We start from the raw sequence: 25,648 nt of genomic DNA on the forward strand, positions 1-25,648 counted from the left end.
GATGATTTTAGGCCGGATCGGCCTATCCGTATCTAGGGTCTATTCAACGTAGCGCGCAGGCGCGGCGTCGCGAAATCGAGCAGCGCCCGCAGTTTCAGCGGCACCAGTCCCTGCGCGGGATAGACGAGATGCACTGGCGCCGGCGGCGCTTCGAAATCGGCAAGCAGCGGCACCAACAGGCCCGCCATCTCGGCGCGTGCGGCCTGGTAGGAAAGTACGCGGGTGATGCCGAGGCCGGCGACAGCCGCATCGACCGCGGCCTCGGCGGTGTTGACGGCAAGCCGTGAGCGGATCGGCACCGCAAGATCATGTTTCCCCTCGGTGAATGTCCAGCTCACCTTCGAGGCCATGCCCTCGAAGGTGACGCAGTCATGCGCGGCGAGATCGCCTGGATGCCGGGGTAGGGCGTGTCGCGTCAGATAATCGGGGCTGGCATAGACGGTGCGGCGGATCGCGCCGAGCCTTGTGGCGATCAGGTTGCTGTCCGGCAGGTTGCCGATCCTGAGCGCCACGTCGATATGATCCTCGACGAGGTTCGACAGCCGGTCGCCAAGCATCAGCCGCAGATTGATGTCGGGATAGGCTTTCAGGAAATCCACGGCGACAGGCAAGACATGCAGCCGACCGAAGACGATCGGCGCGGTCATCGTCAGTTCGCCCTTTGGCGCACTATATTCGCCGGCCGCCGTCCGTTCCGCCTCTTCCACCCGATCGAGAATTTCCCGTGCCGCCTCGACATAGGAGCGGCCGGCCTCCGTCAGCGTGACCTTCCGGTTGCTCCGTTGCAGTAGCTGGGCGTTGAGATGTGCTTCCAGCTCCGAAACCTTGCGGCTGACGGTTGCGAGCGGGGATCGCAGATGCCGTGAGGCGGCCGAGAGGCTGCCCTGTTCGACAACGGCAAGAAGCACGGTCATGGCGTCGAGGCGATCCATTCTATCCTTCCATGAATTGGTAAGATGCCTTCCAGATTAGCATTCTACTGCAGTCAGGTGGAAGGCAGTAAATTATGCCGCAGATGGTTCGAAGCGGCCATCGCCAACCGCCTCCCGTCGATCGAAAGACCAAAGGAACCATCATGAAACTCTACCATCACCCGCTCTCCGGTCATGCGCACCGGGCCCACCTGTTCCTGTCGCTGCTTGGCGTGCCCTATGAACTGGTCGAGGTCGACATGGCGGCAGGCGCCCACAAGGCGCCGGACTTTCTGAAGCTCAATCCCTTTGGCCAGGTGCCGGTGCTCGACGACAATGGCACGGTCATTACCGATTCCTCTGCCATCCTCGTCTATCTCGCGCGCAAATACGGCCGCACCGACTGGCTGCCGGAAGAGGCGGTGGCCGCAGCGCGGATACAGAAATGGCTCTCGGTTGCATCAGGCGAGATCGCCTACGGACCCTGTGCTGCGCGCCTGGTCACCGTCTTCGGCGCCGATTTCCGCACCGACGAGGTGATCGCCCGGCGCACCGCATTCTCGCGTTGATCGAGGCGGAACTCCACGGTCGCAGCTTCCTGCTCGGCGACAATCCTGTGATCGCCGATATCGCGCTCTACAGCTACATCGCCAATGCGCCGGAGGGCAATGTCGATATCTCGGCCTATCCAAGCGTTCGCGCCTGGCTTGCGCGCATCGAGGCGCTGCCGGGTTTCGTCGGTTTTCGCAAGACCAAGATCGGCCTTGCCGCGTGAGAAGCCGCCGGGGCGGGTTGCTGTCCCGGTTCCCCAAATGCTGCCCTGAAGGAGGCCGTAATGCTGGAGCAGACAGGACAGGACGCCACATCGCCCTGGCATGCGGGTGAACTCGCCATGCAGCGCAGTGTCGGTGTCGCCGAACGCATGGACGGGCCGGGCCGGAATTTCGTTCGGAAGGCCATGCCGGAGCAACATCGCGCATTCTTTCCGATGCTGCCTTTCGTCGTGCTCGGCGCGGTCGATGCCAAGGGCGATGTCTGGGCAACGGTGCGGGCTGAGCGCCCGGGTTTCATGGCCTCGCCGGAGCCGGAGATTCTCGAGGTCGGCCTGCCGCGCGACCCGGCCGATCCTGCTGATGCCGGCATGGAGGATGGCGACGCGATCGCCATGCTTGGCATCCAGCTCGAGACCCGGCGGCGTAACCGCCTGAACGGCGTGATCCGCAGGACGGACGCCAAAGGTTTTGACGTTCGCGTCGGCCAGAGTTTCGGCAATTGCCCGCAATATATCCAGCCTCGCTCTGCCGCCTTTGTCCGCGATCCCGATATGCCGACGGCGACGCAGCCGCTTCATTCCGGTCAACTCGACGATCGAGCGCTAGGGATGGTCGAGGGCGCCGATACGTTTTTCGTCGCCTCCTATGTCGATCGCGACAATGGCGAGCGGCAGGTGGACGTGTCCCATCGCGGGGGCAATGCTGGCTTCGTGCGCGTCGGCGCCGACGGCGTGCTGACCATTCCCGATTTCCCCGGCAATCGGTTCTTCAACACGCTTGGCAATATCCTCGTCAATTCGAAGGCAGGGTTGCTCTTCGTCGATTTCGAAACCGGCGATATGCTGCAGATGACGGGAAATGCCGAAGTACTGCTGGATTCGCCCGATATCGCCACCTTTCAGGGAGCAGAACGCCTATGGCGTTTCACGCCGGAAGAGATCGTGCTTCGCCCGGATGCTCTGCCGCTGCGGTGGCGGAAGGAGAGCGTGGATCTGCTGCGCCGTTCCCGCGGGTGAGGGTGCCCCTTGGTTGCCTCTCGATCCCGGGCGAACGTCGCTTCGAATCGGCTTGCCAATACTTGTACCAATCGGTACAAGGATAACCGTTCAGTACAGGAGTGATAATGTCCAGTCTCGTCCCGCCCTTCACCCTTGAGACCGCTACCCAGAAAGTCCGTCTTGCCGAGGATGGCTGGAACAGCCGCGATCCCGAGCGCGTCTCGCTCGTCTATACGCCGGACAGCCGCTGGCGGAATCGCGCCGAATTCGTCAACGGCCGCGCCGAAATCGTCGCTTTCCTCACCCGCAAATGGGCCAAGGAGCTGGATTACCGGCTGATCAAGGAGATCTGGGCCTTCACCGATCATCGCATCGCCGTGCGCTTCGCCTATGAATGGCATGATGACAGCGGCAGCTGGTTCCGCTCCTATGGCAACGAGAACTGGGAGTTCGACGCCGCCGGCTTGATGCAGCGCCGCTTCGCCTGCATCAACGACCTGCCGATCCGGGAATCGGAGCGCAAGTACCACTGGCCGCTCGGCCGGCGGCCGGATGACCATCCCGGTCTGACCGAACTCGGTCTCTGATCAAGCCAAGGGAAGTTCGCGGGTGAAAACTGTCTACGAACGCGCCGACATCGTACCGCTGCTCGCAGAAATCTTCCGCGAGCTCGGCTATGAAGGCACGTCGCTCAGCCGCATCACTGAACGCACCGGCATCGGCAAGGGCAGCCTTTACCACTTCTTTCCCGGCGGTAAGGAGGAGATGGCAAGATCGGTGCTCGCCGATGTCGATGCATGGTTCGAACATGCGATCTATCAGCCGTTGAGAAATGGGGATGCCCGTGAGGCGATCGCTGCGATGTGGACGCATGTGAACGATTATTTCCGCTCCGGCCGCCGCATCTGCCTGGTCGGCGCCTTCGCGCTTGACGAGACCCGCGAGCGGTTTTCGGCAGCGATCGGCGACTATTTCGCCCGCTGGATCGACGCCTTGCGTTCGGCGCTGATGCGGGCAGGTTGCACTGAGGAGGAGGCGCAAGCGCTCGCCGAGGAGGGCGTCTCCGGTATTCAGGGCGCACTGGTGCTCTCGCGTGCGCTGGACGATAGGATGGTTTTCACCCGATCGTTGGACACGCTGGCGAAACGGCTCGATGCTGTGATGCGATGAGGGGCGGTAATGTGATGAGGGGGCAAACCGCTCGGGCGTTTATTGCCCTGTGAAAAATTCACCCGGCCACGATCGACTGGCCGGGGCATTGATCGGGCGCGGTGCGGCGCTCGAGCTTACATTGGTATCGCTTTGCGTATATTTCAGCGTTGCTGTTGAGGCTGCTGAGCCGGGCGCGTATTTTCCCGTTCAGGGCGAATCTGGCGCCATTCGTTTTCCATCTGGTCGACGACATGCTGGGGAATGGTGGTTTGGGTAGTGGCGGGCGTCTGCATCGGAAGTCTCCTCTGTTCGCGGTAAGGCTTCGGGGCAGGAAGATGCATTGCACAAGACAAAAGGCGTGTAAATCAGTGGCTTAAACACTTTAAACGATTAAATCGATTTTAATCGATTAAGACGGTTTTAACCATGATATTTGTGGGAAGCGCGGAATGGTTGTCCACATGGACCGGGCGTTCTTTTTCGATACTGTGCGGCACGGTCTCTTCAAGGGAGATCTGACGCAGCCTCAGGTAGTGGGCATCACGGCGATTCTCGACGCTTGGGAAGAGCGGTTTGCCCATGCCGACCGGCGGTGGCTCGCCTATATCCTCGCAACCGCTTACCACGAGACCGCCTACACGATGCAGCCGGTGCGTGAGACATTGGCGGAAAGCGATGCGCGCGCAGTCGAGATCCTGGAGACGGCCTTTGCCGCGGGCCGGCTCTCCTGGGTGAAAACACCCTACTGGCGGCCGGACGAGGATGGCTGCAGCTGGCTCGGCCGCGGCCTGGTGCAGCTCACCCATAAGCGGAACTATGAGGCGATGAGCGTGCTGACCGGGATCGACCTCGTTGCCGATCCCGACCGGGCGATGGAGATGGATGCGGCGGTGACGATCCTGATCGAGGGCATGCTGCAGGGCAGTTTTACCGGCCACAAACTCGCCGATCACCTGAACGCGACGACCGCGGACTGGGTGAATGCCCGCCGCATCGTCAACGGCACCGACCGGGCGGAAAAGCTTGCAGCCTATGCCATGGCCTTCGATGCGGCGATACGTCCCGATGCCGCGCATGGCATGCTCGCGCGGTTGAAGGCCTGGGGCTCGCGTGTTATCGCCCGGCTGACAGCTGGAGCGCCGCGCGTCCGATAGGATGCGCCAAGGTCGCTCCATCATTTTGATAAATCTGACAGGAGCTTCCGCGTGATCCGTCATATCGTCTTCTTCACCGTGCAGGAGGAACATCTGCAGGAGGTGAGGGCCGGGCTTTCGATTCTGACCGGCATTCCGCATGCGCGGCTGCTGGAAATCGGCACCAATGTGAAGACCGATCAGCTGGGCACCGAGATCGATCTCGTGGTCTACGGCGAATTCGACGATGAGGCGGCCCTCGCTGCCTATAAGGCGCATCCTGATTATCAGCTCTCGATCGACCGCGTGCGACCGCTCCGCGAAAAGCGCATCGCCGCCGATTACAACAGCCGCACGGCGGTGACGCGGCCGCTCTGAATTGCGCAAACATCCAACTGCCAGGCCACGTTCCATTGAAATTTCAAATGGATGAATCATTGTCCGGATTCGGATCGCCCCGACGCTGACTCAACTTCTGAGCCCTCGGACTCAACTTTCGAAAAAGCGGCGGCAAGCGATTCAAAAGATTCGCAAAAAGTGGCTGCTCGCTCAGTGCCTGGTCGGCCACAACGATCGCGGTGGGCGGACGGCAAGGCGCTCTCGTCCTGATGTCGATGATAATCAAGACAGATTAAGAATCGCTGACTTTGCAGGCCGGGCTCTCACGGAGCGACCGGGCTCGGCTCCGATGCGTGGGCGCCGCGCACCAGCGCCATCAGCATCAGCACGAAGGCCAGCGACAAGGCTGCGAGAACGGCGCAGGCAAAGAGCGCCGGGCCGGTGCCGGCGCGGTCGAGGATGGCGGTGAAGATGACCGGGGCGATGGCGTTGGCGAGATTTTGCGGCAGCGACAGTCTGGCTGATTGCAGTCCGAATTCGCGCGGCGAGAACAGCGCCAGCGGCAGCAGCGCGCGGGCGACGGTCATGACGCCGGCGCCGAAGCCATAGAGCAGGATGAAGGTGACGAGCAGCGGTGTCGACGGGCTGGCGACCAGCATTATCAGGAAACTGATCATCATCAGGCTGATGCCCATGGTCGCGCTGAGCATGGGGTTGCCGCGCCGGCCGAGCAGCATGTCGAGGAAACGTGCCGAGATGCCGAGGACGCCGCGTGCCGAGCCGAGCTGCAGCGCGAATGCCGGCGAGGCGCCGGACTGGCGGAAGATTTCGAGCAGCGATGGCGAGATGCCGAAGGTGATGAAGGTTGAGATCGTCGTCGCCGCGGCAATCAGCAGGAAGGCTTTGCGTTGCTCAGCCTTCGACAGCGGCACCGGGGCGATTTCAGCCGCACTGCCTTCGACATGCGTTGCGACCGGCTTCGGCAGGGCGAAAAGATGCAGCGGCAGGCAGACGAAGAATTGCAGCGCTGCGCAGACCAGGAAGGTTAGGCGCCAGCCGACCGCCTCGTTGAGCAGGCTGAGGATCGGCCAGAAGATGGCGCTCGAAAGTCCGGTGAACAGCATCAGGATGGCGATGACGCGTTTGCCGTTCGACCCTTCGCGCTCGACGACGGCGGTATAGGCCGGTGCCGAGAGGCCAAATGCGCCGCCAATGCCGATGATGACCCAAGCGCTGGCGTAGAGCACGATGCCGTTTGCGGCGGCAAGCAGAAGCAGGCCAAGCGCAAAGGTCAGCGAAGCGGCCGAAAGTACCCGGGCAGCGCCGTAGCGGCCGAGCCATCGGCCGGTTGCCGGGCCGACAATGGCGCTGACCACCATCATGATCGTCAGGCCGGCAAATACCACTTCGTTCGGCAGACCGAGATCGGGCGCCACGACGCGGCCCATGACCCCGAGCATGTCGAAAGTCGTGCCCCAGCCGATCAGCTGGGTAACGGCAAGGACGGTGACCGTCTGCGCCGAGCGGAAGCGGGAGGATTTTGGCATCGGGGCTGAAACGGTCTGAAATGCGGGGGCAGCAAGGAGATAACAGTTTCAACCGGCCGGTGAAAGCTGCGGTTGGCAGGAATCGGAACGGCGCGGCCGATTCGCAAACGACGGCTGTGGAGCCGGTCCCGCCAACTCACCGCCTTTACGGGGGTGATGAAGCATGCGTGGATCCCAAGGCCGGAGGCTATCGTTTTTGGACGCAACGGCGGCCGCCGGAGCCTGCCGCGGCGGCGGTTTCCAGGCGCTGAAACAGGCTGTTCCGAACAGTCGAGAACAGTTCTAAACACCCTGCATTACAGCGCATTCATTTGCCATTCAGGTCACGTGAGTACATATTCGGAGCAAGTTGGCATTACCTTGAAAGCATAACACATGGCCTTTCCTCTGAGCGTCGCAGCATTGGCCGCCGGACTGGTGGTTTCGGCGCCCTCACCGGACGCCACGGGCAGTTTTGTCCTGCGTGTGGGAGGCGATTGCAGCGCCGCCGCAGCCCAGGTCGTCGAGCAGACGGGCGGCCAGTTGCTGTCCGTGCAACCGGTGGGCGATACCTGCATCATCACCGTTCTTGTGCAGGGCAACGGCCAGCGCCCACGCAAAGTGACGGTAAAGGTTCCGATGTAAGTGGAATCGGCTTATTCAGGACATTGATCGATTTGAAGCGGACGAAGGCGGACCGATGCGCATCCTGGTAGTCGAAGACGACGTTAATCTGAACCGGCAGCTGGCCGACACGCTGAAGGAGGCGGGATATGTCGTCGACCAGGCGTTCGACGGCGAGGAAGGCCATTTCCTCGGCGACACCGAACCCTATGACGCCATCATCCTCGATATCGGCCTGCCGGAGATGGACGGGGTCACCGTTCTTGAAAAATGGCGCGGCGCCGGCCGCGGCGTGCCGGTGCTGATTCTCACGGCGCGCGACCGATGGAGCGACAAGGTCGCCGGCATCGATGCCGGTGCCGACGACTACGTCACCAAACCCTTCCATGTCGAGGAAGTGCTGGCGCGCATTCGGGCGCTGATCCGGCGTGCGGCCGGGCATTCCTCATCCGAGATCATCTGCGGGCCGGTGCGGCTCGATACCAAGTCCTCGAAGGCGACGGTCAACGGCACGACGCTGAAACTGACCTCGCACGAATATCGCCTGCTCGCCTATCTCATGCATCACATGGGTGAGGTCGTCTCGCGCACGGAGCTGGTCGAGCATATGTACGACCAGGATTTCGACCGTGATTCCAACACGATCGAAGTCTTCGTCGGCCGCCTGCGCAAGAAAATGGGCGTCGACCTGATCGAAACGGTGCGCGGTCTCGGCTACCGCATCCAAGCGCCGAAACATGCGAATTAAGTCGCTCACCGCACGTGTTTTGTTGCTGACCACGGTTTGGTCGACGGTGGCGCTGGTGGTGATCGGTCTGTTGATCTCCACCCTCTACCGCAAGAGCGCCGAACGCGGTTTCCAGGATCTGTTGCGGGCGCAGCTCTATAACGTCATCAATTCGGTGGTGATCGGCGATCAGGGCGCGCTCAGCGGCAGCCCGCAGCTCGGCGACCTGCGTTTTGCCCAGCCGAAGACCGGCTGGTACTGGGTGGTGGAGCCGCTCGGCACCTATACGACCGCACCGCTGGTCTCGCCCTCGCTCGGCTCGGCGCTCATCCCGGTTCCCTCGGTCGTCGAGGCGCCCTTCGACAAGAATTACGAGCGCTACTATCAGGTGACGGATGCCTCCGGGAACCGTGTGCAGGTGGCCGAGACCGAAGTGGTGCTCGATACCGACGGGCGTGCGGCGCGCGTCCGCGTCACCGGCAATGTCGATGTCGTCGAGGACGACGTGCGTACCTTTTCCCACAGCCTCTATCTGGCGCTTGCCGGTTTCGGCGTCGGCAGTCTGATCGTCAACGCGTTGGCGATTCTCTACGGCCTGAAGCCGCTCGACAAGGCGCGTGCCGCGCTGGAGCGCATCCGCGCCGGCGAGAGCGAGCAGCTGAAGGGCGACTTCCCGCGCGAAATCCTGCCGCTCGCCAACGAGGTGAATGCGCTGATCGACAGCAACCGCCGCATCGTCGAGCGGGCCCGCATGCAGGTCGGCAATCTCGCGCATTCGCTGAAGACGCCGATCGCCGTGCTCCTCAACGAGGCGCGTGTCCTGGAGAAATCCCATGGCGAGCTGGTGCGCAGCCAGGCGGAATCGATGCAGGGGCAGGTGCAGTCGTATCTCAATCGGGCGCGCATTGCCGCGCAGCGCGAATCCGTGCTCGCCCGCACAGATGCCGAGCCGGCGCTGGAGCGGCTGGTGCGCGTCATGCGCCGGCTGAACGTCGATACCGAATTCGACCTCGTTGTCTCGCCGCCGCATCTGGCTGTTGCCATGGAGCAGCAGGATCTCGAGGAAACTGTCGGCAATCTCCTGGAGAATGCGGCGCGTTTTGCCAAGAGCAGGGTGCGGCTTTCGGCCGTCGAAGCCGGCGAGGATGTGAAGGGGGTGGAGGCGAGCGGGCGCCGCCACTGGGTGGAGCTCGCCGTCGAGGATGACGGGCCGGGCCTGGAGCCGGACCAGATCCGCGAGGCGCTGAAGCGCGGCCGCAGGCTGGACGAAAGCAAGCCGGGAACCGGGCTCGGCCTTTCGATCGTCACCGAGATTTCCAACGAATACCAGGGACGGCTCGAGCTTTCCCGCGGTGAATGGGGCGGGCTGAAGGCGAAGCTTATCCTGCCTGGCGTCACAAAGGATGTTGCATGAGCAACTGCTTGATGTCACAAAGATACTGGCAAATGTATAGCATGCTTTGCCTTAATGCTGACACGGGGACGCTGCACTTCGATCGGCTGAAATTGACCCCTGATCGTGGTTCGACGCAATGACTTTACGCTCGCAAGGCATGATCGTTTCCGCTCTTCTCGTTGCCGTCGCGCTGTCCGGCTGCACGACGACGAAGAGTGCCGCTTCGCGCGGTATTTTTTCGAGCAAGCCCTCGGCATCGGCCGCCTTCATCACCGCGCTGCAGGGCGGCATTGTCGGCCGCAGCGGCGTGAGCTTGACCGACAGCGACAAGCAGCGGGCGCTCGAGGCGGAATATCGGGCACTGGAAGGGGCGGCCGTCGGCCAGCCGGTGCTCTGGACCGGCAAGGACGTCACCGGCAAGGTCGTCGCGGCCGCACCCTATCAGGTCGGCTCGCAGAACTGCCGGCAATATACCCATACGCTGACCGTCGACGGCAAGGACACGGTGGCGCGCGGCGCTGCCTGCCGCAACGACGACGGCAGCTGGTCGCCGCTCTGAATTGCGGCCAATAGAGCGCCGCGCGTCCGACAGGACGCGCTAAGGACGCTCTATCACTTTAAATGGCGCATAATCCTTTCCGAAAATCGATTCCGATTCTCGGGGTTATGCGCTAGCCTCAAATCTTCGTCATTCCGGCTTTGGCAGTTGGAATGAAGGCGCGCTTCACGTATTTGGGCGACATGCTGTTCTGGATTCTCGTTGCCGCTTTGACGGCAGCCCTCGCCGTCATCCTGCTCTACCCCCTTCTGCGCGGAGCGAAGGCGGCGGAAAATATCCGTGCGGGCGAGGCGGCGGTCTATCGCGACCAGTTGCGCGAACTCGACCGCGATCTCGATGGCGGGCTGATTACCCCGGAGGAGGCTGATTACGCCAGGGCGGAAATCGGCCGGCGGCTGATCGCCGTCTCGGCCGACGAGCCGGCTGAGACGCCGAAACCCGCACGGCATCACCGTTTCACCGAGGCCTTCGTCCTCCTGCTCCTGCCAGTTCTCGGGCTCTGTCTTTATTTGACGACGGGCAGGCCGGACCTGCCCTCGCAGCCGCTGGAAGCGCGGCTGGAAAATCCTAGCAACGACGTGGCGGTGCTGATCACCAAGGCGGAACGGCACCTGGCGGTGAACCCCGATGACGGCAAGGGCTGGGATGTGCTGGCGCCGATCTATTTCCGCACGATGCGCGTCAACGACGCGCAAGTGGCCTACCGCAATGCCATCCGGCTTCTCGGCCCGAGCCCCGTTCGGCTCGATGGCCTTGCCGAGACGCTGATGGCGGCCTCCGACGGCGTGGTGACCGAGGTGGCGCGGCAAGTGCTGGAACAGTCGCTGACGCTGGAGCCTGACAATCCGCGCGCCCGCTTCTACATCGCCCTCAGCATGGAGCAGGCGGGACGGCCCGATGAGGCGCGCCAGGCCTTCGAGGCGCTGGCGAAACAATCGCCATCAGATGCGCCCTGGCTGCCGCTGGTCAACCAGCATATCGCCATGAACGGCGGCGCGCCGGCAGGTGCCAATCCGACTACCCCGGGCGCCGGTTCGGCTGCTCCGGGCGCCGGTTCGGCTGCTCCGGGCGCCGGTTCGGCTGCTCCGGGCGCCGGTTCGGCGGCCCCCGGAAATCCCACGCAGCAAGATGTGGCGGCGGCCGAGACTATGAGCGCCGACGACCGGCAGCAGATGATCCGCGGCATGGTCGAGAGCCTCGATGCCAAGCTCAGCGAGGATCCGAACAATTTCGAGGGATGGATGCGGCTCGTCCGCTCTTACGCCGTATTGAACGACAAGGATCGCGCCGCCGGCGCCCTGAAACGCGGGCTTGCGGCCTTTCCGCCGCCTGGCGAAGAGGGCAGGCAATTGCTGGCGCTTGCCAGGGAACTCGGCATAGCCACGGAGGAAGCGACGCAATGACGCGCAAGCAGAAGCGCCTGGCGGTGATTGCAGGCGGCATGGGCTTCATCCTCGCCGCCGTGCTGCTGGTGATGTTCGCCTTCAGCCAGTCGGTTGCCTATTTCTACATGCCGGCCGATCTCGCCAAGACGCCAGTGGCGCCGGAAACCCGCATCCGGCTCGGCGGCCTGGTCGGCGAGGGCAGTGTCGTGCGCGGCACCGGCTCGACGGTGGAATTTGCCGTCACCGACGGCAGCACCAATGCCGTGAAGGTCAAATATACCGGCATCCTTCCAGATCTCTTCCGCGAGGGGCAGGGCGTCGTCACCGAAGGCATGTTTGCCGCTGGAACGAACGTCTTCGTCGCCGACACCGTGCTTGCCAAGCATGACGAGACCTATATGCCGAAGGATGTGGCCGACAGGCTCAAATCCCAGGGGCTGTGGAAGGAAGGCCAAGGCCAGGAAGCCCAGGGCCAGGAAGTGAAGGCGACGCCATGATCATCGAGATCGGCCATTACGCGCTGGTGCTGGCGCTCGCCACGGCGCTCATCCTTTCTATCGTGCCGGTGATCGGAGCCCGTCGTCACGACCGGGCGATGATGGATGTGGCGACAATCGGCTCGCTGGCGATGTTTGCGCTGGTGGCCTTCTCCTTCGCCGTGCTGACCTATGCCCATGTCGTCTCGGATTTCTCGGTCGAGAACGTCTGGGAGAATTCGCATTCGCTGGTGCCGCTACTCTACAAATATTCCGGCGTCTGGGGCAATCACGAAGGGTCGATGATGCTCTGGCTGCTGATCCTGACGCTGTTCAGCGCGCTGGTCGCCGTCTTCGGCCGCAATCTGCCGGAGACGCTGAAGGCCAATGTGCTTGCCGTGCAGGCGTGGATTTCGGTGGCCTTCACACTGTTCATTCTGCTGACCTCCAATCCCTTCCTGCGGCTCGATCCGGCACCGGCCGAGGGCCGCGATCTCAACCCGGTGCTTCAGGATGTCGGTCTCGCGATCCATCCGCCGCTGCTTTATCTCGGCTATGTCGGCTTCTCCGTCTGCTTCTCCTTTGCGGTTGCGGCCCTGCTGGAAGGGCGCATCGACGCCGCCTGGGCACGCTGGGTGCGGCCCTGGACGCTTGCCGCCTGGACCTTTCTGACGCTTGGCATCGCCATGGGCTCCTACTGGGCCTATTACGAGCTCGGCTGGGGCGGCTGGTGGTTCTGGGACCCGGTGGAAAACGCCTCCTTCATGCCGTGGCTCGCCGGCACCGCCCTGCTGCATTCGGCGCTTGTCATGGAAAAGCGCGAGGCGCTGAAGATCTGGACGGTGCTGCTGGCCATCCTCACCTTCTCGCTGTCGCTGATGGGCACCTTCCTGGTGCGCTCCGGCGTGCTGACCTCGGTGCATGCCTTTGCCAGCGACCCCTCCCGCGGCGTCTTCATTCTCTGCATCCTGCTGATCTTCATCGGCGGGGCGCTGTCGCTGTTTGCCTTCCGCGCGCCGAAGCTCGCGGCAGGCGGGCTGTTTGCGCCGATCTCGCGCGAGGGCGCGCTCGTCGTCAACAATCTGATCCTGACGGTCGCCTGCGGCACGGTGCTGACCGGCACGCTCTATCCGCTGCTCTTGGAAACGCTGACCGGCGACAAGATTTCCGTCGGGCCGCCCTTCTTCAACCTGACCTTCGGCCTGCTGATGGCGCCGCTGATCGTCATCGTGCCGTTCGGACCGATGCTGGCCTGGAAGCGCGGCGATCTGCTGGGTGCCCTGCAGCGGCTCTATGTCGTGGCAGGCCTCGCCTTCCTTGCCGCGGTGGTCTTCTTCTACATCGAACATGGCGGGCCGGTGCTGTCAGTGCTCGGCCTCGCCGCCGGGTTGTTCCTGGTCCTCGGCGCCGTCGCCGATCTCTGGTACCGCGCCGGCATCGGCAAGGTCGCGGGCCGTCTTGCCTGGCGCCGGCTTTCCGGCTTGCCGCGTTCGGCCTTCGGCACGGCGCTCGCCCATGCCGGGCTCGGCGTCACCGTGCTCGGCATCGTCGCGGTGACGACCTTCCAGAGCGAGCATGTCATCGAGATGAAGCCGGGTGAGGTGACCGAGGCCGGCGGTTACAGCCTGCATTTCGACGGCATGCAGCCGGGGACCGGGCCGAACTACACCGAGGAGCGCGGCCACTTCACCATCCGGCGTGGCGGCGTCGCGGTTGCCGATACCTGGTCGGCCAAGCGCCTCTATACCGCCCGGCAGATGCCGACGACCGAGGCCGGCATCCTGACCTTCGGGCTTAGCCAGCTCTATGTCTCCCTGGGTGACGCCACCAAGGACGGCGGCATCGTCGTGCGCATCTGGTGGAAGCCGTTCATTCTCTGCATCTGGGGCGGAGCGGTGTTCATGGCCTTCGGCGGCCTCGTCTCGCTCAGCGACCGGCGCCTGCGTGTCGGCGCCCCGCGCCGCAAGGCGAAGCCGACAAGGCCGGCAGCTCCCGCAATGGAGCCGGCGGAATGATGCGGCGTCTGCTCCTGGCTTTTGCTTTGCTGCTGATGGCGGCCCCCGCCTTCGCCGTCAATCCGGATGAGGTACTGGCCGATCCGGCGCTCGAGGCGCGGGCCCGCGCGCTTTCGGCGGAACTGCGCTGCATGGTCTGCCAGAACCAGTCGATCGACGATTCCAACGCCGATCTGGCCAAGGACTTGCGCCTGCTGGTGCGCGAGCGCATCACCGATGGCGACAGCGACGAGGCGGTGCTGAACTATATCGTCTCGCGCTACGGCGAGTTCGTGCTTTTGAAGCCGCGTGTCAGCGTGAAGACGGTGCTGCTCTGGGGCGCACCGGTGCTGCTGGTGCTCGCCGGCGGGCTGTCGCTGCTGGTCTTTGCGCGCAAGAGGGCGGGCAAACCGACCGGCAGCAAGCTGACGGCAGACGAGCAGGCGCGGCTGAGCGAGCTTCTGAAAAAATAACCGGCCAGCCGGCAACTCTCCAGCGCGATGTGTGCGCCGCGGCGGGTGATGCGCAATCAACTGGAAAATTACGAGGCTTAGAGCAATTCCAGCGAAAGTGCGCAGCGGTTTTGCGTCCGGAATTGCGTAAAAACAAAGCGATAGAGCGTTTCCTTGATTCTGAGAAAAACGGAAATGCTCTAGGTGAGCTGATCAGACCGGGACCAGTCCATGGCGGAGCATGATCTCATTGGCCTTACCGAGGTCCGGTTTGCCGGGCACGTTCACCACCTCGGCAATTTCCTCGAAATAACGCCGTCCGATTGTACCCGGCGTGATGGTCGCCAGGACCTTGGCTGTGCTATCATGCAGGTTCTCGTGATGGTGCACCGCGCCTCGCGGAATGAATATGGCGTCGCCGGCGCGAATCTCGCGCGTTTGCCCGTCGACGATGACGGTGAGCGCGCCTTCAAGGCCGTAGAGGAATTCGTCAGCATCCCGATGACTGTGCGGAGCGGGAACGCGCGCCCGAGATGGCACTGTGAATTCGAATACCGTCGCGCCGATCTCACTGATGAGAAAACGCAGTTCGAGTTGCCCGATCCGCACAATATCGTTTCGTACCGCTTCCATCTAAGGCCTCCACAATGTAAAGTAACTTTACATCAAAACGTAAAGTGGCTTTACACATATGTCAATCCCATTGCCCCCGGATTCAATTCCAGACGCGTTGCCCGGTCCGCCGTTCTTCGGCGCGCTGCTGCGCATTGTCTGGCAGCATGTGCGCGAACGCATGCTGCAAGCCATTCACGAGGCGGGCTTTGCCGACTTCCAGGAGGCGCATTTTGCCGTGTTTTCGTTTCCGTTGCCGGATGGCATGAGACCGTCAGAGCTCGCGCGTCAGAAGCGGATGTCGCGGCAGGCTGTGAACTATCTGCTCAGCCAGCTTGAAGAGCTGGGCTATGTCGAGCGGCGCGCAGCCGACGGCAGTGATCGCCGACTGGTCTATCTGACGCCACGGGGACATGAAGTCGTCGCGGCCATTTTCGCATGTCTTCGGCAGTTGCATGAGCAATGGTCCGAAGAGGTTGGAAAGGAGCGCTTCGATGACTTCGTAGATGTGTTGAGGCAGCTGTCGACCAAAGCACAGGAACCGACAAACCGCTGAAAAACTCAACTTTGCGACGGTGGTAAGGACTGTCTCAGAACGGTTCGCGAACCGTACCTCTGAAGGTGAGCCGGCCTGAAGGCATAAATATTAGCAGACCGAAGTCTCCGGGAATTGAAAGCCGCTTCCGCAAAGGAGCGCGTGCAGCGCAGTATACCTGAGCCGGAGCCGCTGCGGGTGAAGGCCATATGCGTTCGGCCGTTTGCCAAACATTGCAAACATTACCAACTTTTCATTGGCCGGACAGTTCGCAGTAAGGTGCGGCGTCCTATTTCTTTACTCATCGACTGATCCGGCATCGCCGGCTCTGAGAACTAAGAACAAGAGAAGGTGCTCCAATGCTCAAGAATTTCAACGGACGTCCGTCCCTCGCCACTGTGCTCAAGGCTTCTACCGTCGCCGGTATCGCAGCCGCTGTGCTCGCAACCGGCGTTCCGCTCGAAATCACCCGGTCTTATGCTGAAGCTGTCAAAGTTCAGGCGCCCGCCGTTCCGAGCTTCGCCAATGTCGTCGACGCCGTTTCACCGGCTGTCGTTTCCGTCCGGGTCGAAAATCGCGTCAACCCCGTCTCCGACAACAACAATGACGGCTTCTCCTTCGATTTCAACGGCCGCGGCTTCGACGACCTTCCCGACGATCATCCGCTGAAGCGGTTCTTCAAGCAGTTCGGCCAGGATCCGAATGATCAGCAGGGCCATCAGCGGCGCTTCGGCCAGAACGGACCGAATGGTGGCCCGAATGGTCCGGGCGGCAAGGGTCGCCTCCGCCCCGTCGCCCAGGGCTCCGGCTTCTTCATCTCTGAGGACGGCTACATCGTCACCAACAATCACGTCGTTTCCGATGGTCAGGCCTTCGTCGCCGTCATGAAGGACGGCACCGAACTCGATGCCAAGCTGATCGGCAAGGATCCGCGCACCGATCTCGCCGTGCTGAAGGTCGACGGCAAGGGCAAGAAGTTCACCTACGTCAACTGGGCCGACGACAACAATGTCCGCGTCGGCGACTGGGTCGTTGCCGTCGGCAATCCCTTCGGCCTCGGCGGCACGGTCACAGCCGGCATCGTCTCGGCTCGCGGCCGCGATATCGGTTCCGGTCCTTATGACGATTATCTGCAGGTGGATGCCGCCGTGAACCGCGGCAACTCCGGCGGTCCGACCTTCAACCTCAGCGGTGAGGTCGTCGGCATCAACACTGCGATCTTCTCGCCGTCGGGCGGCAGCGTCGGCATCGCCTTCGCCATTCCCGCCTCGACCGCCAAGGATGTCGTCGCCGATCTGATGAAGGACGGCCAGGTCTCGCGCGGCTGGCTGGGTGTCCAGATCCAGCCGGTAACCAAGGACATCGCCGAATCCATCGGCCTTTCCGAGCCGAGCGGCGCCCTGGTCGTTGCCCCGCAGGCTGGATCGCCGGGTGACAAGGCCGGCATGAAGGCCGGCGACGTCGTCACTGCGCTGAACGGTGAGACGATCAAGGATGCCCGTGACCTCAGCCGCCGCATCGGCGCGATGCAGCCGGGCAGCAAGGTCGAGCTTTCGGTCTGGCGTGCCGGCAAGGCCCAGCCGCTCACCGTCGAACTCGGCACGCTGCCGGTCGACCAGAAGGATGCGTCCGCCGATGACAACAGCCAGCCGCAGCAGCCTGAGGCACCGGCTTCCGAGAAGGCGCTTGCCGATCTCGGCCTGACGGTCGGTCCTTCCGATGACGGCAAGGGCCTGGCGATCACCGCCATCGATCCGGACTCCGACGCTGCCGACAAGGGCATCAAGGAAGGCGAAAAGATCACTTCGGTCAACAACCAGGAGGTCTCCAGCCCCGACGAGGTCGTCAAGGTGCTGAACCAGGCCAAGAAGGACGGCCGCACCCGCGCGCTGTTCCAGATCCAGTCCAATGAAGGAAGCCGTTTCGTCGCGCTTCCGATCAACGGCCAGGGCTGATCCTCAAGACAACGGGAGCCGTGCGGACGAAAGTCCGCGCGGCTCGATTCTTCTGACCTTTGAAGGATGATCGCGATGAGCGCCGCCCCGCAGGAAGATGCTTTGAGCCTTGCCGAAACGCAGCCGGTGGGTAATGTCGGCCGCATGAAGATTCTCATCATCGAAGATGATCTCGAAGCCGCGGTCTACCTCACGAAAGCCTTTCGCGAGGCGGGCATCGTCGCCGATCACGCCAGCGACGGCGAGAGCGGCCTGTTCATGGGGTCGGAAAATACCTATGACGTCATCGTCATCGACCGCATGCTGCCGCGCCGCGACGGGCTCTCCGTCATTAGTGAGTTGCGCCGCAAGGCCATCCATACGCCGGTCCTCATCCTCTCCGCGCTGGGCCAGGTCGATGACCGCGTGACCGGTCTTCGTGCCGGCGGCGACGATTACCTGCCGAAGCCCTATGCCTTCAGCGAGTTGCTGGCGCGCGTCGAGGTGCTCGGCCGCCGCAAGGGCACGCCGGATCAGGACGTTGTCTATCGCGTCGGCGACCTCGAACTCGACCGGCTCTCCCACGAGGTGCGCCGCAGCGGCAAGGAGATTCCGCTGCAGCCGCGCGAATTCCGCCTGCTCGAATATCTGATGAAGAATGCCGGCCAGGTGGTGACCCGCACCATGCTGCTCGAAAACGTCTGGGACTATCACTTCGACCCGCAGACCAACGTCATCGACGTCCATGTCTCGCGCCTGCGCTCGAAGATCGAGAAGGACTACAGCCAGCCGCTCCTGAAGACCATTCGCGGCGCGGGGTACATGATCAAGGATGAGGGATGAGCCGTTTCAAGGTTCTCTTCAAGTCCACCGCAGTCCGCCTTTCGGCCCTCTACATCCTGCTTTTCGCCATCTGCGCCGCGACGCTCGTCTTCTATGTGACGGCGATGTCGGAACGGCTGCTGACCGGCCAGATCCGCGACGCCGTCAGGCAGGAGGTGGAGCAGGTGCAGCGCGCCTTTGACACCGGCGGCATGAACCTTTTGCTGCGCACGATGGAGCGGCGTGCCCGCCAGCCGGGCGCCAATCTCTACATCATCGCTGGTCCCTCGGGCGATATTCTCGCCGGCAATGTCGCCTCGGTGCAGCCGGGTGTCTTTGAGGAGATCGGCTGGACCTCTGCGCCCTTCATCTATCAGCGTTATACCGACAGTGGCGTCGAGCGCCGTCATAGGGCGATCGCCAATATCTTCGTGCTCGACAACGGCCTGAGAATATTGATCGGCCGCGACCTCGGCGACCCCGAGCGTTTCCGTCTGCTGGTGCGCCAGGCGCTGATGATAGCCTTGGCGATCATGGGGCTGGGTGCCATCATCATCTGGTTCGCCATTGGCCGCAACGCGCTGAAACGCATCGACCGCATGTCGGATGCCAGCAAGAAGATCATGGCCGGCGACCTGTCGCAGCGCCTGCCGGTGGGCGGATCCGGCGATGAATTCGACCGCTTGTCGATGTCATTGAACACCATGCTGGAGCGCATCGAGAAGCTGAACGAGGGCCTGCGGCAGGTCTCCGACAACATCGCCCACGATCTCAAGACGCCGTTGACGCGGCTGCGCAACAAGGCGGCAGATGCGCTCGATATCGCCGATGGCGAGGCGCGGCGCAGCGCGCTCGAAGGTATCATTTCCGAATCGGACCAGCTGATCCGCACCTTCAATGCGCTGTTGATGATCTCCCGCGTCGAGGCCGGATCGGTCGCGGCCGAGATGTCGCTGGTGGAGCTTTCGGCCATCGTCTCCGATAGCGCCGAGCTTTACGAGCCGGCGGCGGAGGAGGCCGGGCTCGGCCTCAGCTTCAGCATCGAGCCCGATGTCGAGGTGCAGGGCAATCGCGAGCTGATCGGCCAGGCAATCTTCAATCTGCTCGACAATGCCATCAAATATTCCTCCGATACGGAAGGAGCGGGCACGGTGTCGCTTAAACTCGCCCGCCGCCCGGATGGCATCTGCCTTTCGGTCGCCGATCATGGGCCGGGCGTTCCGGCCGACAGGCGCGACGATGTGGTCAAGCGCTTCGTCCGCCTCGATGAAAGCCGTTCGAAGCCCGGCACGGGGCTCGGGCTTTCGCTGGTGGAGGCGGTGATGGAGCTGCACAATGGCCGGCTAGAGCTCTCCGATACCGATCCTGATAAGCCCGAACAGCGCGGATTGACCGTCAGCATGATCTTCCCGGCCAAGGCTGCCTGATGGCCCGCTGCCGATGATCGGCTGAATCGCGTATTGGCGGTTTTCCGCCAAGACCCTAGTTTAATGCCGGTCAGGGAGGCGTTCCCGCGATTCTGCGTGGTCGTTTCCCTAGGCGCTAAAGCAGGGAGAGTGCATGCTGACGAAATCGACGCATGGCCTGAAGGATGTCGCCGAAGGGCTGCTGCGTCCGCTGAACCAGACGGAATTGAAGCTGGCATTGGCCGACTTGCAGGAGGCCGGCAGACACCAGCCGTCGGTGGCTGCGATGCTGAAGACGGAGAGCCCGCTTCGCGATTTCATCGCGGCCGTGCTGACGCTGTCGCCTTATCTGCGCGAAATCGTCAATCTCGATCCCGCCATCCTCGCCGGCGCCATCACCGAACCGCTGGAGCCGCAGATCGAGGCGCTGGTCGCCGAGGCGCGGCGCTGCTGGCAACGGGACGGCGAGGGGGCGGCACCGGCGGAATCCGTGGTGATGAGCAGGCTGCGCATCATCAAGCGCAAGGTCGCCTTCCTCGTCGCACTCGCCGATCTCGCGCGCATCTTCGACGGCCGGGCGACGACGGCCTGGCTGAGCGAGCTTGCCGAAGCTTCGGTTGCCGCCGCGATCGACCATCTTCTGCTGGCAGCGCATGAGGGTGGAAAGCTGCGGCTGCGGGATCTGGCAGCACCGAGCGACGGCTCCGGGCTGATCGTGCTCGGCATGGGCAAACTCGGCGCATCGGAACTCAACTATTCCTCCGATATCGACCTCGTCGTCGTCTTCGACGAACAGGCGGGCATCGTGCCTGACCCCGATGACGCGATCGAGGTCTTCCCGAGGATGATGCGGCGGCTGGTGCGCATCCTGCAGGAGCGGACAGCGGACGGCTACGTCTTCCGCACCGATCTCAGACTCCGCCCCGATCCCGGCTCGACACCGCTGGCGATCCCGGTCGATGCGGCGATGATCTATTACGAGGGCAGGGGGCAGAACTGGGAGCGGGCGGCCTTCATCAAGGCGCGCGCCGTTGCCGGCGACCTTGCTGCGGGCGGCGATTTCCTGCGCGGGCTCGCCCCTTTCGTCTTCCGCAAATATCTCGACTACGCGGCGATTGCCGATATCCATTCGATCAAGCGGCAGATCCACGCGCATAAGGGCCACGGTGCGATTGCGGTCAAGGGCCATAACGTCAAGCTCGGCCGCGGTGGCATTCGCGAGATCGAATTCTTCGTCCAGACGCAGCAGCTGATCGCCGGCGGCCGCATGCCGGCATTGCGTGGCCGGGCGACCGAGGAGACGCTCGGTGAACTCACCAAGGCGAAATGGATCGACGCGGAAACCCGTGACGAACTGACGGAAGCTTACTGGTTCCTGCGCGATGTCGAGCATCGCATCCAGATGGTGCGCGACGAGCAGACCCACCTGCTGCCGGAGACGGATGCCGACCTAAAGCGCATCGCCTTCATGATGGGCTTTTCCGACACGCCGAGCTTCTCCGAACGGCTGGTCGGCGTGCTGAAGACGGTCGAGCGGCGTTATGCCCACCTCTTCGAGCAGGAGAGCAAGCTTTCGACCGAGACGGGAAACCTCGTCTTCACCGGCCAGGGCGACGACCCGGATACGCTGGAGACGCTGAAGAAACTCGGTTTTACGAGACCGTCCGACATTTCCCGTATCATCCGCACCTGGCACTACGGCCGCTACCGGGCGACGCAATCGGTCGAGGCGCGTGAAAGGCTGACGGAGCTGGCGCCGGAGCTCCTGCGGGTCTTCGGCGAAAGCAAGCGCGCCGACGAGGCGCTGCTGCGCTTCGACAGCTTCATCTCCGGTCTTCCCTCCGGCATCCAGCTCTTCTCGCTGCTCGGCAGCAACCCGGCGCTGCTGTCGCTGATCGTCAATATCATGTCCTCAGCACCCCGGCTTGCCGAGGTGATCGCCGCCAAGCCGCATGTCTTCGATGGCATGCTCGATCCCGGCCTGATGGCCGAGCTGCCGACCCGTGATTATCTCGGCGAGCGGCTGAAGGGCTCGCTTGCCCAGGCCCGCCACTATGAAGAGGTGCTCGACCGGCTGCGCATCTTTGCCGCCGAGCAGCGCTTCCTGATCGGCATCCGCCTGCTCACCGGCGCGATCAACGGCCAGATGGCGGCGCGCGCCTTCACCCATCTCGCCGACCTCGTCATTGCGGCGGCCCTCGATGCCGTGGTGAGCGAGATGCGGGCCGCGCACGGCGACTATCCCGGCGGGCGCATCGCGGTCGCCGGCATGGGCAAGCTCGGCAGTTTCGAGCTGACGGCCGGTTCCGACATCGATCTGATTCTGCTCTATGACTATGACGACACGGCCTCCGAATCCGATGGGGCGAAGCCGCTCGACGCGACCCGTTACTTCACCCGCATCACCCAGAGGCTGATGGCCGCCTTGTCGGCGCCGACCGCCGAAGGTGTGCTCTATGAGGTCGACATGCGGCTGCGCCCATCCGGCAACAAGGGGCCGGTCGCCACCCGTATCAATGCCTTCGGCAAGTATCAGCGCGAAGAGGCATGGACCTGGGAGCATATGGCGCTCAGCCGCGCCCGGCTGATCTGCGGCAATGAGAGCCTGATCGCCGAAGCGGAACTGATCGTCCGGGAGGTGCTGTCGGCCGATCGTGATATCGCCAAGGTGGGGCATGACGTCGCCGAGATGCGCGAACTGATCGACAAGGAAAAGCCGCCGGCCGGTCCCTGGGACCTGAAGCAGATCCCCGGCGGCGTCATCGATCTCGAATTCATTGCCCAGTACCTGGCGCTGATCGCTCCGTCCAAAGGTGTCGGCACGCCCGTGAACGGGCTTAGCACTGGCGAGGCCTTGAGGGCCCTTGGCGACCGGCTGATGGCGCCGGCAGATCTCGATACCTGCCTTGAGGCCTTTGCGCTCTATACCGGTCTTTCGCAGCTGATCCGCCTCTGCATTGACGGCCTGTTCGATCCTAAGGACGCGCCATCAGGCCTCATTGAACTCGTCTACCGCGCCGGCGATTGCCCTGATATCAAGACGCTGGAGGGAGAGGTGAAACGGCTGGCAAAAGCGGTCAGGAAGATATTCCTGAACATCGTGAAGGCCTGACGGATGTCGCCCGGAAATATGCAAAGATTGTCCGCGCAGCAATCGCCTGACTGACCGACTTCTCCTATCTTGCCGTTTCAATCGCGGGGAATGGAAAATGAAAACCTTCAATTTTGCACTGGCGCCTGAAAGACTCTGGCAGGCCATCAATCCGTGGACATTTTATCAGCAGGGATCACAGATCGGCTTCGTCAACATTGATCTTGGATCGACGCCGGCGCCCGAAACGGAACAAACGATTCTGGACGAGGTGGGGAGCTATGGTCGGCAGATCGGCCGCATTGGCGATGCGCTTGAGGTACTGCTGAAACATGTTCCGTTGGAGAACCTTTCTCAAGAGGAACAAGACGCCTTGGTCGTACTCAAAGGCCAGCTCGCCGAGATTCGGCAGATAAAGGAAAGGCAGGGGCGAAAGCAGTCCCAGGATCGCTCGGAAAGTCGATGAACGATCTGAAAGGCCAATTGCTAGACGTCGTCCGGAATCCGCAGCGAGATCACCGTACCCACGGCCTCGCGTGAGCGGATCTTCATGCGACCGCCATGCAGTGAGGTCAGCGAGCGGGAAATGGCGAGGCCGAGGCCGGAGCCGCCTTTGCTCTTGGCATACTGGTTCTGCACCTGTTCGAAGGGCTGGCCGATCTTCGCAAGCGCCGAGCGTGGAATGCCGATGCCGGTATCGGCGATGGTGACGACGACGAAGCCGTCGACGCGGCGGGTGCGCACCGCGATGCGGCCGCCGCTGTTGGTGAACTTCACCGCATTGGAGAGCAGGTTGAGCAGCACCTGTTTCATCGCCCGGCGGTCGGCCGTCAGCGTCAAGCCGGAGCAGATGCGCTGTTCGATGACAATGTTCTTTTCAGCCGCCGGAATGGCGGTGAAACGCAGGCTTTCCTCGATCAGAGGCACAAGATCGATGTGCTCGCAATGCAGTCTGACGTGGCCGGCCTCGATCTTCGACATGTCGAGAATGTCGTTGATGACGTTGAGCAGATGTTTGCCGCTGTCATGGATATCGCGGGCATATTCGTCGTATTTCAGCGAGCCGAGCGGCCCGAACATCTGGTTCTGCAGGATTTCCGAGAAGCCGAGGATGGCGTTGAGCGGCGTGCGCAGTTCATGCGACATGTTGGCGAGGAATTCCGATTTCGCCTTGTTGGCGGCTTCGGCGCGTTCCTTCTCCGCCTGATAGTTGGCGTTGGCCGTCGAGAGTTCGGCTTTCTGGCTCTCCAGCGTCTGGCGCGAGGCGGAAAGATCGCCGATCGTCGCCATCAGCCGGCGTTCGGATTCGCGCAGCCGTTCCTGATGGCGTTTCATCAGCGTGATGTCGGTTCCGACCGAGACCCTGCCGCCGTCGCGGGTGCGCCGTTCGTTGATCTGCAGCCAGCGCTCGTCGGCAAGCTGTACCTCTGTCGTCCGCGAATAGCCGGAGCCGTCGGCATCGGAAATCCGCCGCTCGATGACAGGACGGGCGGCGGCGGCATTGACGGCCGAGCGCTCGGTGCCGGGCACAAGCACGCTGTCCGGCAGGCCATAGGCCTGCTGGAAATGCGTGTTGCACATGACGAGGCGATCGTTCTTGTCCCAGAGCACGAACGCTTCCGAGGTGCATTCGATGGCGTCAGCCAGGCGCTGGTCGGCTTCTGCGTAGCGCTGGGCGAGCCGATGCTGTTCGGTCACGTCCATGGCGATGCCGATCAGGTGTATGCGGCCGGAGTTGCTGCGGATCACCTGGGCGCGGGCCCGCATCCAGACATAGTGACCGCCGGCATGGCGCATGCGGAAGATCTGATCGACCTGGCCGGAAGCGCCCTTGCCGATGGCGCGCGCGATCTCGTAGAGCCCGCCGTCATCGGGATGCATCAGCCGGGCGGCGTCGCCGAAGCCCATCGTCTTGTCGGAACCCGGCAGGCCGAGCATGTCGTACATCGAGCGCGACCAGAAGAATTCGCGGTTCTCGAAATCGAAGTCCCAGAGGCCGCAGCGGCCGCGCGACAGCGCCGTCTCGACGCGCAGGTTCGATTCCAGGAAGATGTCGTCGGCATCGCGGGCGCGCTTCACCTGCGTGTAGTAGGCATAGAGGATGACGAGCAGGATCGAGGAGATGCCGGCAAACAGCGTGACGTTGAGCGCCAGCTCCTCGCGCCAGAGCCGGCCGATCTCGTCGAGCGAGGTAGCGGCGACGATATAACCGCCGGCATTGCCCATCAGCGTGATCTCGGCATAATACGGCACGCCGCCGATCGTCGTTTCGATGACGCCGGCGCGATCGCCGAAGCGCCGGATCGCCGAGACTTCGGGGAAGAAATCACCGACATTGCTGCCCACATGCGAAAGCCCGGCGGTGGTCGCGGCAAAAACCTTGCCGCTTGCCTGCACGAGCAGCACGAAGGCGCCGCTGTCCAGCCGGTCCTGCGGCAGGAATTTGGCGAGGCGGGCCTGCGCCTCGGTCATATCGCCGCTGTCGAAAATGTCGTCCGCATCGGCAAACACGGCAGAGGCGGTCGCCGCCGAAAGTGCGGTGGCATGGCGCGCCGAGGCCTCCAGACGCCCGTATTCGCTCGTCATGCCGAAGAAGTGCGAGGCGGCGACGACGAAGAGGAAGGCGACGATCAGCGCCGGAATGGCGCGCTTCAAGACCAGCTCGGCCTTCGGCAGATAACGGAGAAGTGGTTCCGATGTCGCATGACCGGAAAGGCTGTCGCGCCAGGCTTTCAGCCCGTCAAAATCGACACGCAGCCGTCCTCCGGCCACGGTTGCCCGCCGCACGTCCATCATCTCTTCG

General features: G+C 63.0%; 24 protein-coding genes and 1 pseudogene. 20 read left to right on the top strand and 5 right to left on the bottom strand.

Annotation, left to right across the window (positions count from 1 at the left end; all coding sequences use genetic code 11):
* Positions 1-32: 32 nt before the first annotated feature.
* A complete protein-coding gene (locus tag CUJ84_RS05405; protein ID WP_105005490.1) occupies positions 33-932 on the bottom strand; it encodes a LysR family transcriptional regulator in 900 nt (299 codons plus the stop codon).
* A gap of 143 nt (positions 933-1,075) precedes the next feature.
* Here CUJ84_RS05405 and CUJ84_RS05410 point away from each other — a divergent pair.
* The 4 genes and pseudogenes from CUJ84_RS05410 (at position 1,076) to CUJ84_RS05425 (ending at position 3,852) form a co-directional block, all read left to right on the top strand.
* Positions 1,076-1,686: pseudogene (locus tag CUJ84_RS05410) on the top strand (glutathione S-transferase family protein).
* Positions 1,687-1,746: 60 nt separating this feature from the next.
* Entirely contained in the window at positions 1,747-2,700 is a 954-nt protein-coding gene (locus CUJ84_RS05415) for a pyridoxamine 5'-phosphate oxidase family protein (RefSeq protein WP_105005491.1), read from the top strand.
* A 107-nt stretch (positions 2,701-2,807) separates the two neighbouring features.
* Positions 2,808-3,269, top strand: coding sequence for a DUF1348 family protein (locus CUJ84_RS05420; RefSeq protein ID WP_105005492.1), 462 nt, complete (start codon positions 2,808-2,810; stop codon positions 3,267-3,269).
* A 22-nt stretch (positions 3,270-3,291) separates the two neighbouring features.
* The gene (locus tag CUJ84_RS05425; protein ID WP_018497322.1) at positions 3,292-3,852 is read left to right on the top strand and encodes a TetR/AcrR family transcriptional regulator; all 561 of its coding nucleotides are present in this window, start codon (positions 3,292-3,294) and stop codon (positions 3,850-3,852) included.
* A gap of 143 nt (positions 3,853-3,995) precedes the next feature.
* On the opposite strand, the gene CUJ84_RS39160 is transcribed toward CUJ84_RS05425, so the two are convergent.
* Positions 3,996-4,127, bottom strand: coding sequence for a hypothetical protein (locus CUJ84_RS39160; protein WP_018497321.1), 132 nt, complete (start codon positions 4,125-4,127; stop codon positions 3,996-3,998).
* 156 nt (positions 4,128-4,283) lie between these two features.
* Between CUJ84_RS39160 and CUJ84_RS05430 the strand changes: the two genes are divergently transcribed.
* Both CUJ84_RS05430 and CUJ84_RS05435 read left to right on the top strand, forming a co-directional pair.
* Entirely contained in the window at positions 4,284-4,988 is a 705-nt protein-coding gene (locus tag CUJ84_RS05430; RefSeq protein WP_018497320.1) for a hypothetical protein, read from the top strand.
* A 51-nt stretch (positions 4,989-5,039) separates the two neighbouring features.
* A complete protein-coding gene (locus CUJ84_RS05435; protein ID WP_018497319.1) occupies positions 5,040-5,345 on the top strand; it encodes a Dabb family protein in 306 nt (101 codons plus the stop codon).
* Between the two features lie 284 nt (positions 5,346-5,629).
* Here the strand turns inward: CUJ84_RS05435 and CUJ84_RS05440 are convergent, their stop codons facing one another.
* Entirely contained in the window at positions 5,630-6,853 is a 1,224-nt protein-coding gene (locus CUJ84_RS05440; protein WP_105005493.1) for an MFS transporter, read from the bottom strand.
* 375 nt (positions 6,854-7,228) lie between these two features.
* Here CUJ84_RS05440 and CUJ84_RS05445 point away from each other — a divergent pair, with 375 nt between their 5' ends.
* The 8 genes from CUJ84_RS05445 (at position 7,229) to CUJ84_RS05480 (ending at position 14,466) form a co-directional block, all read left to right on the top strand.
* Positions 7,229-7,477 carry a hypothetical protein gene (locus tag CUJ84_RS05445; protein WP_018241305.1) on the top strand — a complete coding sequence of 83 codons (249 nt, stop codon included), beginning with the start codon at positions 7,229-7,231 and terminating at the stop codon, positions 7,475-7,477.
* 55 nt (positions 7,478-7,532) lie between these two features.
* The gene (locus tag CUJ84_RS05450; protein WP_018241306.1) at positions 7,533-8,204 is read left to right on the top strand and encodes a response regulator transcription factor; all 672 of its coding nucleotides are present in this window, start codon (positions 7,533-7,535) and stop codon (positions 8,202-8,204) included.
* A complete protein-coding gene (locus CUJ84_RS05455) occupies positions 8,194-9,597 on the top strand; it encodes a sensor histidine kinase (RefSeq protein WP_018497318.1) in 1,404 nt (467 codons plus the stop codon). Before CUJ84_RS05450 ends, CUJ84_RS05455 begins: the two co-directional genes overlap by 11 nt.
* Before the next feature lie 118 nt (positions 9,598-9,715).
* On the top strand, positions 9,716-10,138 hold the full coding sequence (locus CUJ84_RS05460) for a hypothetical protein (RefSeq protein WP_105005494.1): 423 nt from the start codon (positions 9,716-9,718) through the stop codon (positions 10,136-10,138).
* Between the two features lie 182 nt (positions 10,139-10,320).
* On the top strand, positions 10,321-11,541 hold the full coding sequence (gene ccmI, locus CUJ84_RS05465) for a c-type cytochrome biogenesis protein CcmI (protein WP_432444906.1): 1,221 nt from the start codon (positions 10,321-10,323) through the stop codon (positions 11,539-11,541).
* Positions 11,538-12,020: a cytochrome c maturation protein CcmE gene (gene ccmE / locus CUJ84_RS05470; protein WP_105005496.1), complete on the top strand. Its 483-nt coding sequence runs from the start codon at positions 11,538-11,540 to the stop codon at positions 12,018-12,020. The genes ccmI and ccmE overlap by 4 nt, the downstream gene beginning before the upstream one ends.
* Positions 12,017-14,014 (top strand): heme lyase CcmF/NrfE family subunit, encoded by a 1,998-nt coding sequence (locus tag CUJ84_RS05475; RefSeq protein WP_105005497.1) that lies wholly within the window; start codon positions 12,017-12,019, stop codon positions 14,012-14,014. The genes ccmE and CUJ84_RS05475 overlap by 4 nt, the downstream gene beginning before the upstream one ends.
* Positions 14,011-14,466 carry a cytochrome c-type biogenesis protein gene (locus CUJ84_RS05480; protein WP_027685367.1) on the top strand — a complete coding sequence of 152 codons (456 nt, stop codon included), beginning with the start codon at positions 14,011-14,013 and terminating at the stop codon, positions 14,464-14,466. The genes CUJ84_RS05475 and CUJ84_RS05480 overlap by 4 nt, the downstream gene beginning before the upstream one ends.
* Before the next feature lie 192 nt (positions 14,467-14,658).
* On the opposite strand, the gene CUJ84_RS05485 is transcribed toward CUJ84_RS05480, so the two are convergent.
* Positions 14,659-15,078: a cupin domain-containing protein gene (locus tag CUJ84_RS05485; protein WP_105005498.1), complete on the bottom strand. Its 420-nt coding sequence runs from the start codon at positions 15,076-15,078 to the stop codon at positions 14,659-14,661.
* Between the two features lie 58 nt (positions 15,079-15,136).
* On the opposite strand from CUJ84_RS05485, the gene CUJ84_RS05490 reads away from it, so the two are divergent.
* The 6 genes from CUJ84_RS05490 to CUJ84_RS05515 all read left to right on the top strand — a co-directional run bounded on the left by CUJ84_RS05490 (position 15,137) and on the right by CUJ84_RS05515 (position 23,311).
* A complete protein-coding gene (locus tag CUJ84_RS05490; RefSeq protein ID WP_199788778.1) occupies positions 15,137-15,613 on the top strand; it encodes a MarR family winged helix-turn-helix transcriptional regulator in 477 nt (158 codons plus the stop codon).
* A 338-nt stretch (positions 15,614-15,951) separates the two neighbouring features.
* On the top strand, positions 15,952-17,547 hold the full coding sequence (locus CUJ84_RS05495; protein ID WP_027685364.1) for a Do family serine endopeptidase: 1,596 nt from the start codon (positions 15,952-15,954) through the stop codon (positions 17,545-17,547).
* 66 nt (positions 17,548-17,613) lie between these two features.
* A complete protein-coding gene (locus tag CUJ84_RS05500) occupies positions 17,614-18,369 on the top strand; it encodes a response regulator transcription factor (RefSeq protein WP_018241315.1) in 756 nt (251 codons plus the stop codon).
* Positions 18,366-19,775, top strand: coding sequence for a sensor histidine kinase (locus CUJ84_RS05505; RefSeq protein WP_105005500.1), 1,410 nt, complete (start codon positions 18,366-18,368; stop codon positions 19,773-19,775). The genes CUJ84_RS05500 and CUJ84_RS05505 overlap by 4 nt, the downstream gene beginning before the upstream one ends.
* Before the next feature lie 133 nt (positions 19,776-19,908).
* A complete protein-coding gene (locus CUJ84_RS05510) occupies positions 19,909-22,866 on the top strand; it encodes a bifunctional [glutamine synthetase] adenylyltransferase/[glutamine synthetase]-adenylyl-L-tyrosine phosphorylase (RefSeq protein ID WP_105005501.1) in 2,958 nt (985 codons plus the stop codon).
* Between the two features lie 97 nt (positions 22,867-22,963).
* Entirely contained in the window at positions 22,964-23,311 is a 348-nt protein-coding gene (locus CUJ84_RS05515; protein WP_027685361.1) for a hypothetical protein, read from the top strand.
* A 20-nt stretch (positions 23,312-23,331) separates the two neighbouring features.
* Here CUJ84_RS05515 and CUJ84_RS05520 read toward each other — a convergent pair whose 3' ends face one another.
* The gene (locus CUJ84_RS05520; RefSeq protein ID WP_105005502.1) at positions 23,332-25,641 is read right to left on the bottom strand and encodes a PAS domain-containing sensor histidine kinase; all 2,310 of its coding nucleotides are present in this window, start codon (positions 25,639-25,641) and stop codon (positions 23,332-23,334) included.
* Positions 25,642-25,648 lie beyond the last annotated feature (7 nt).

The organism is Rhizobium leguminosarum (assembly GCF_002953715.1).
GTDB classification, from domain to species: Bacteria; Pseudomonadota; Alphaproteobacteria; order Rhizobiales; family Rhizobiaceae; genus Rhizobium; species Rhizobium leguminosarum_V.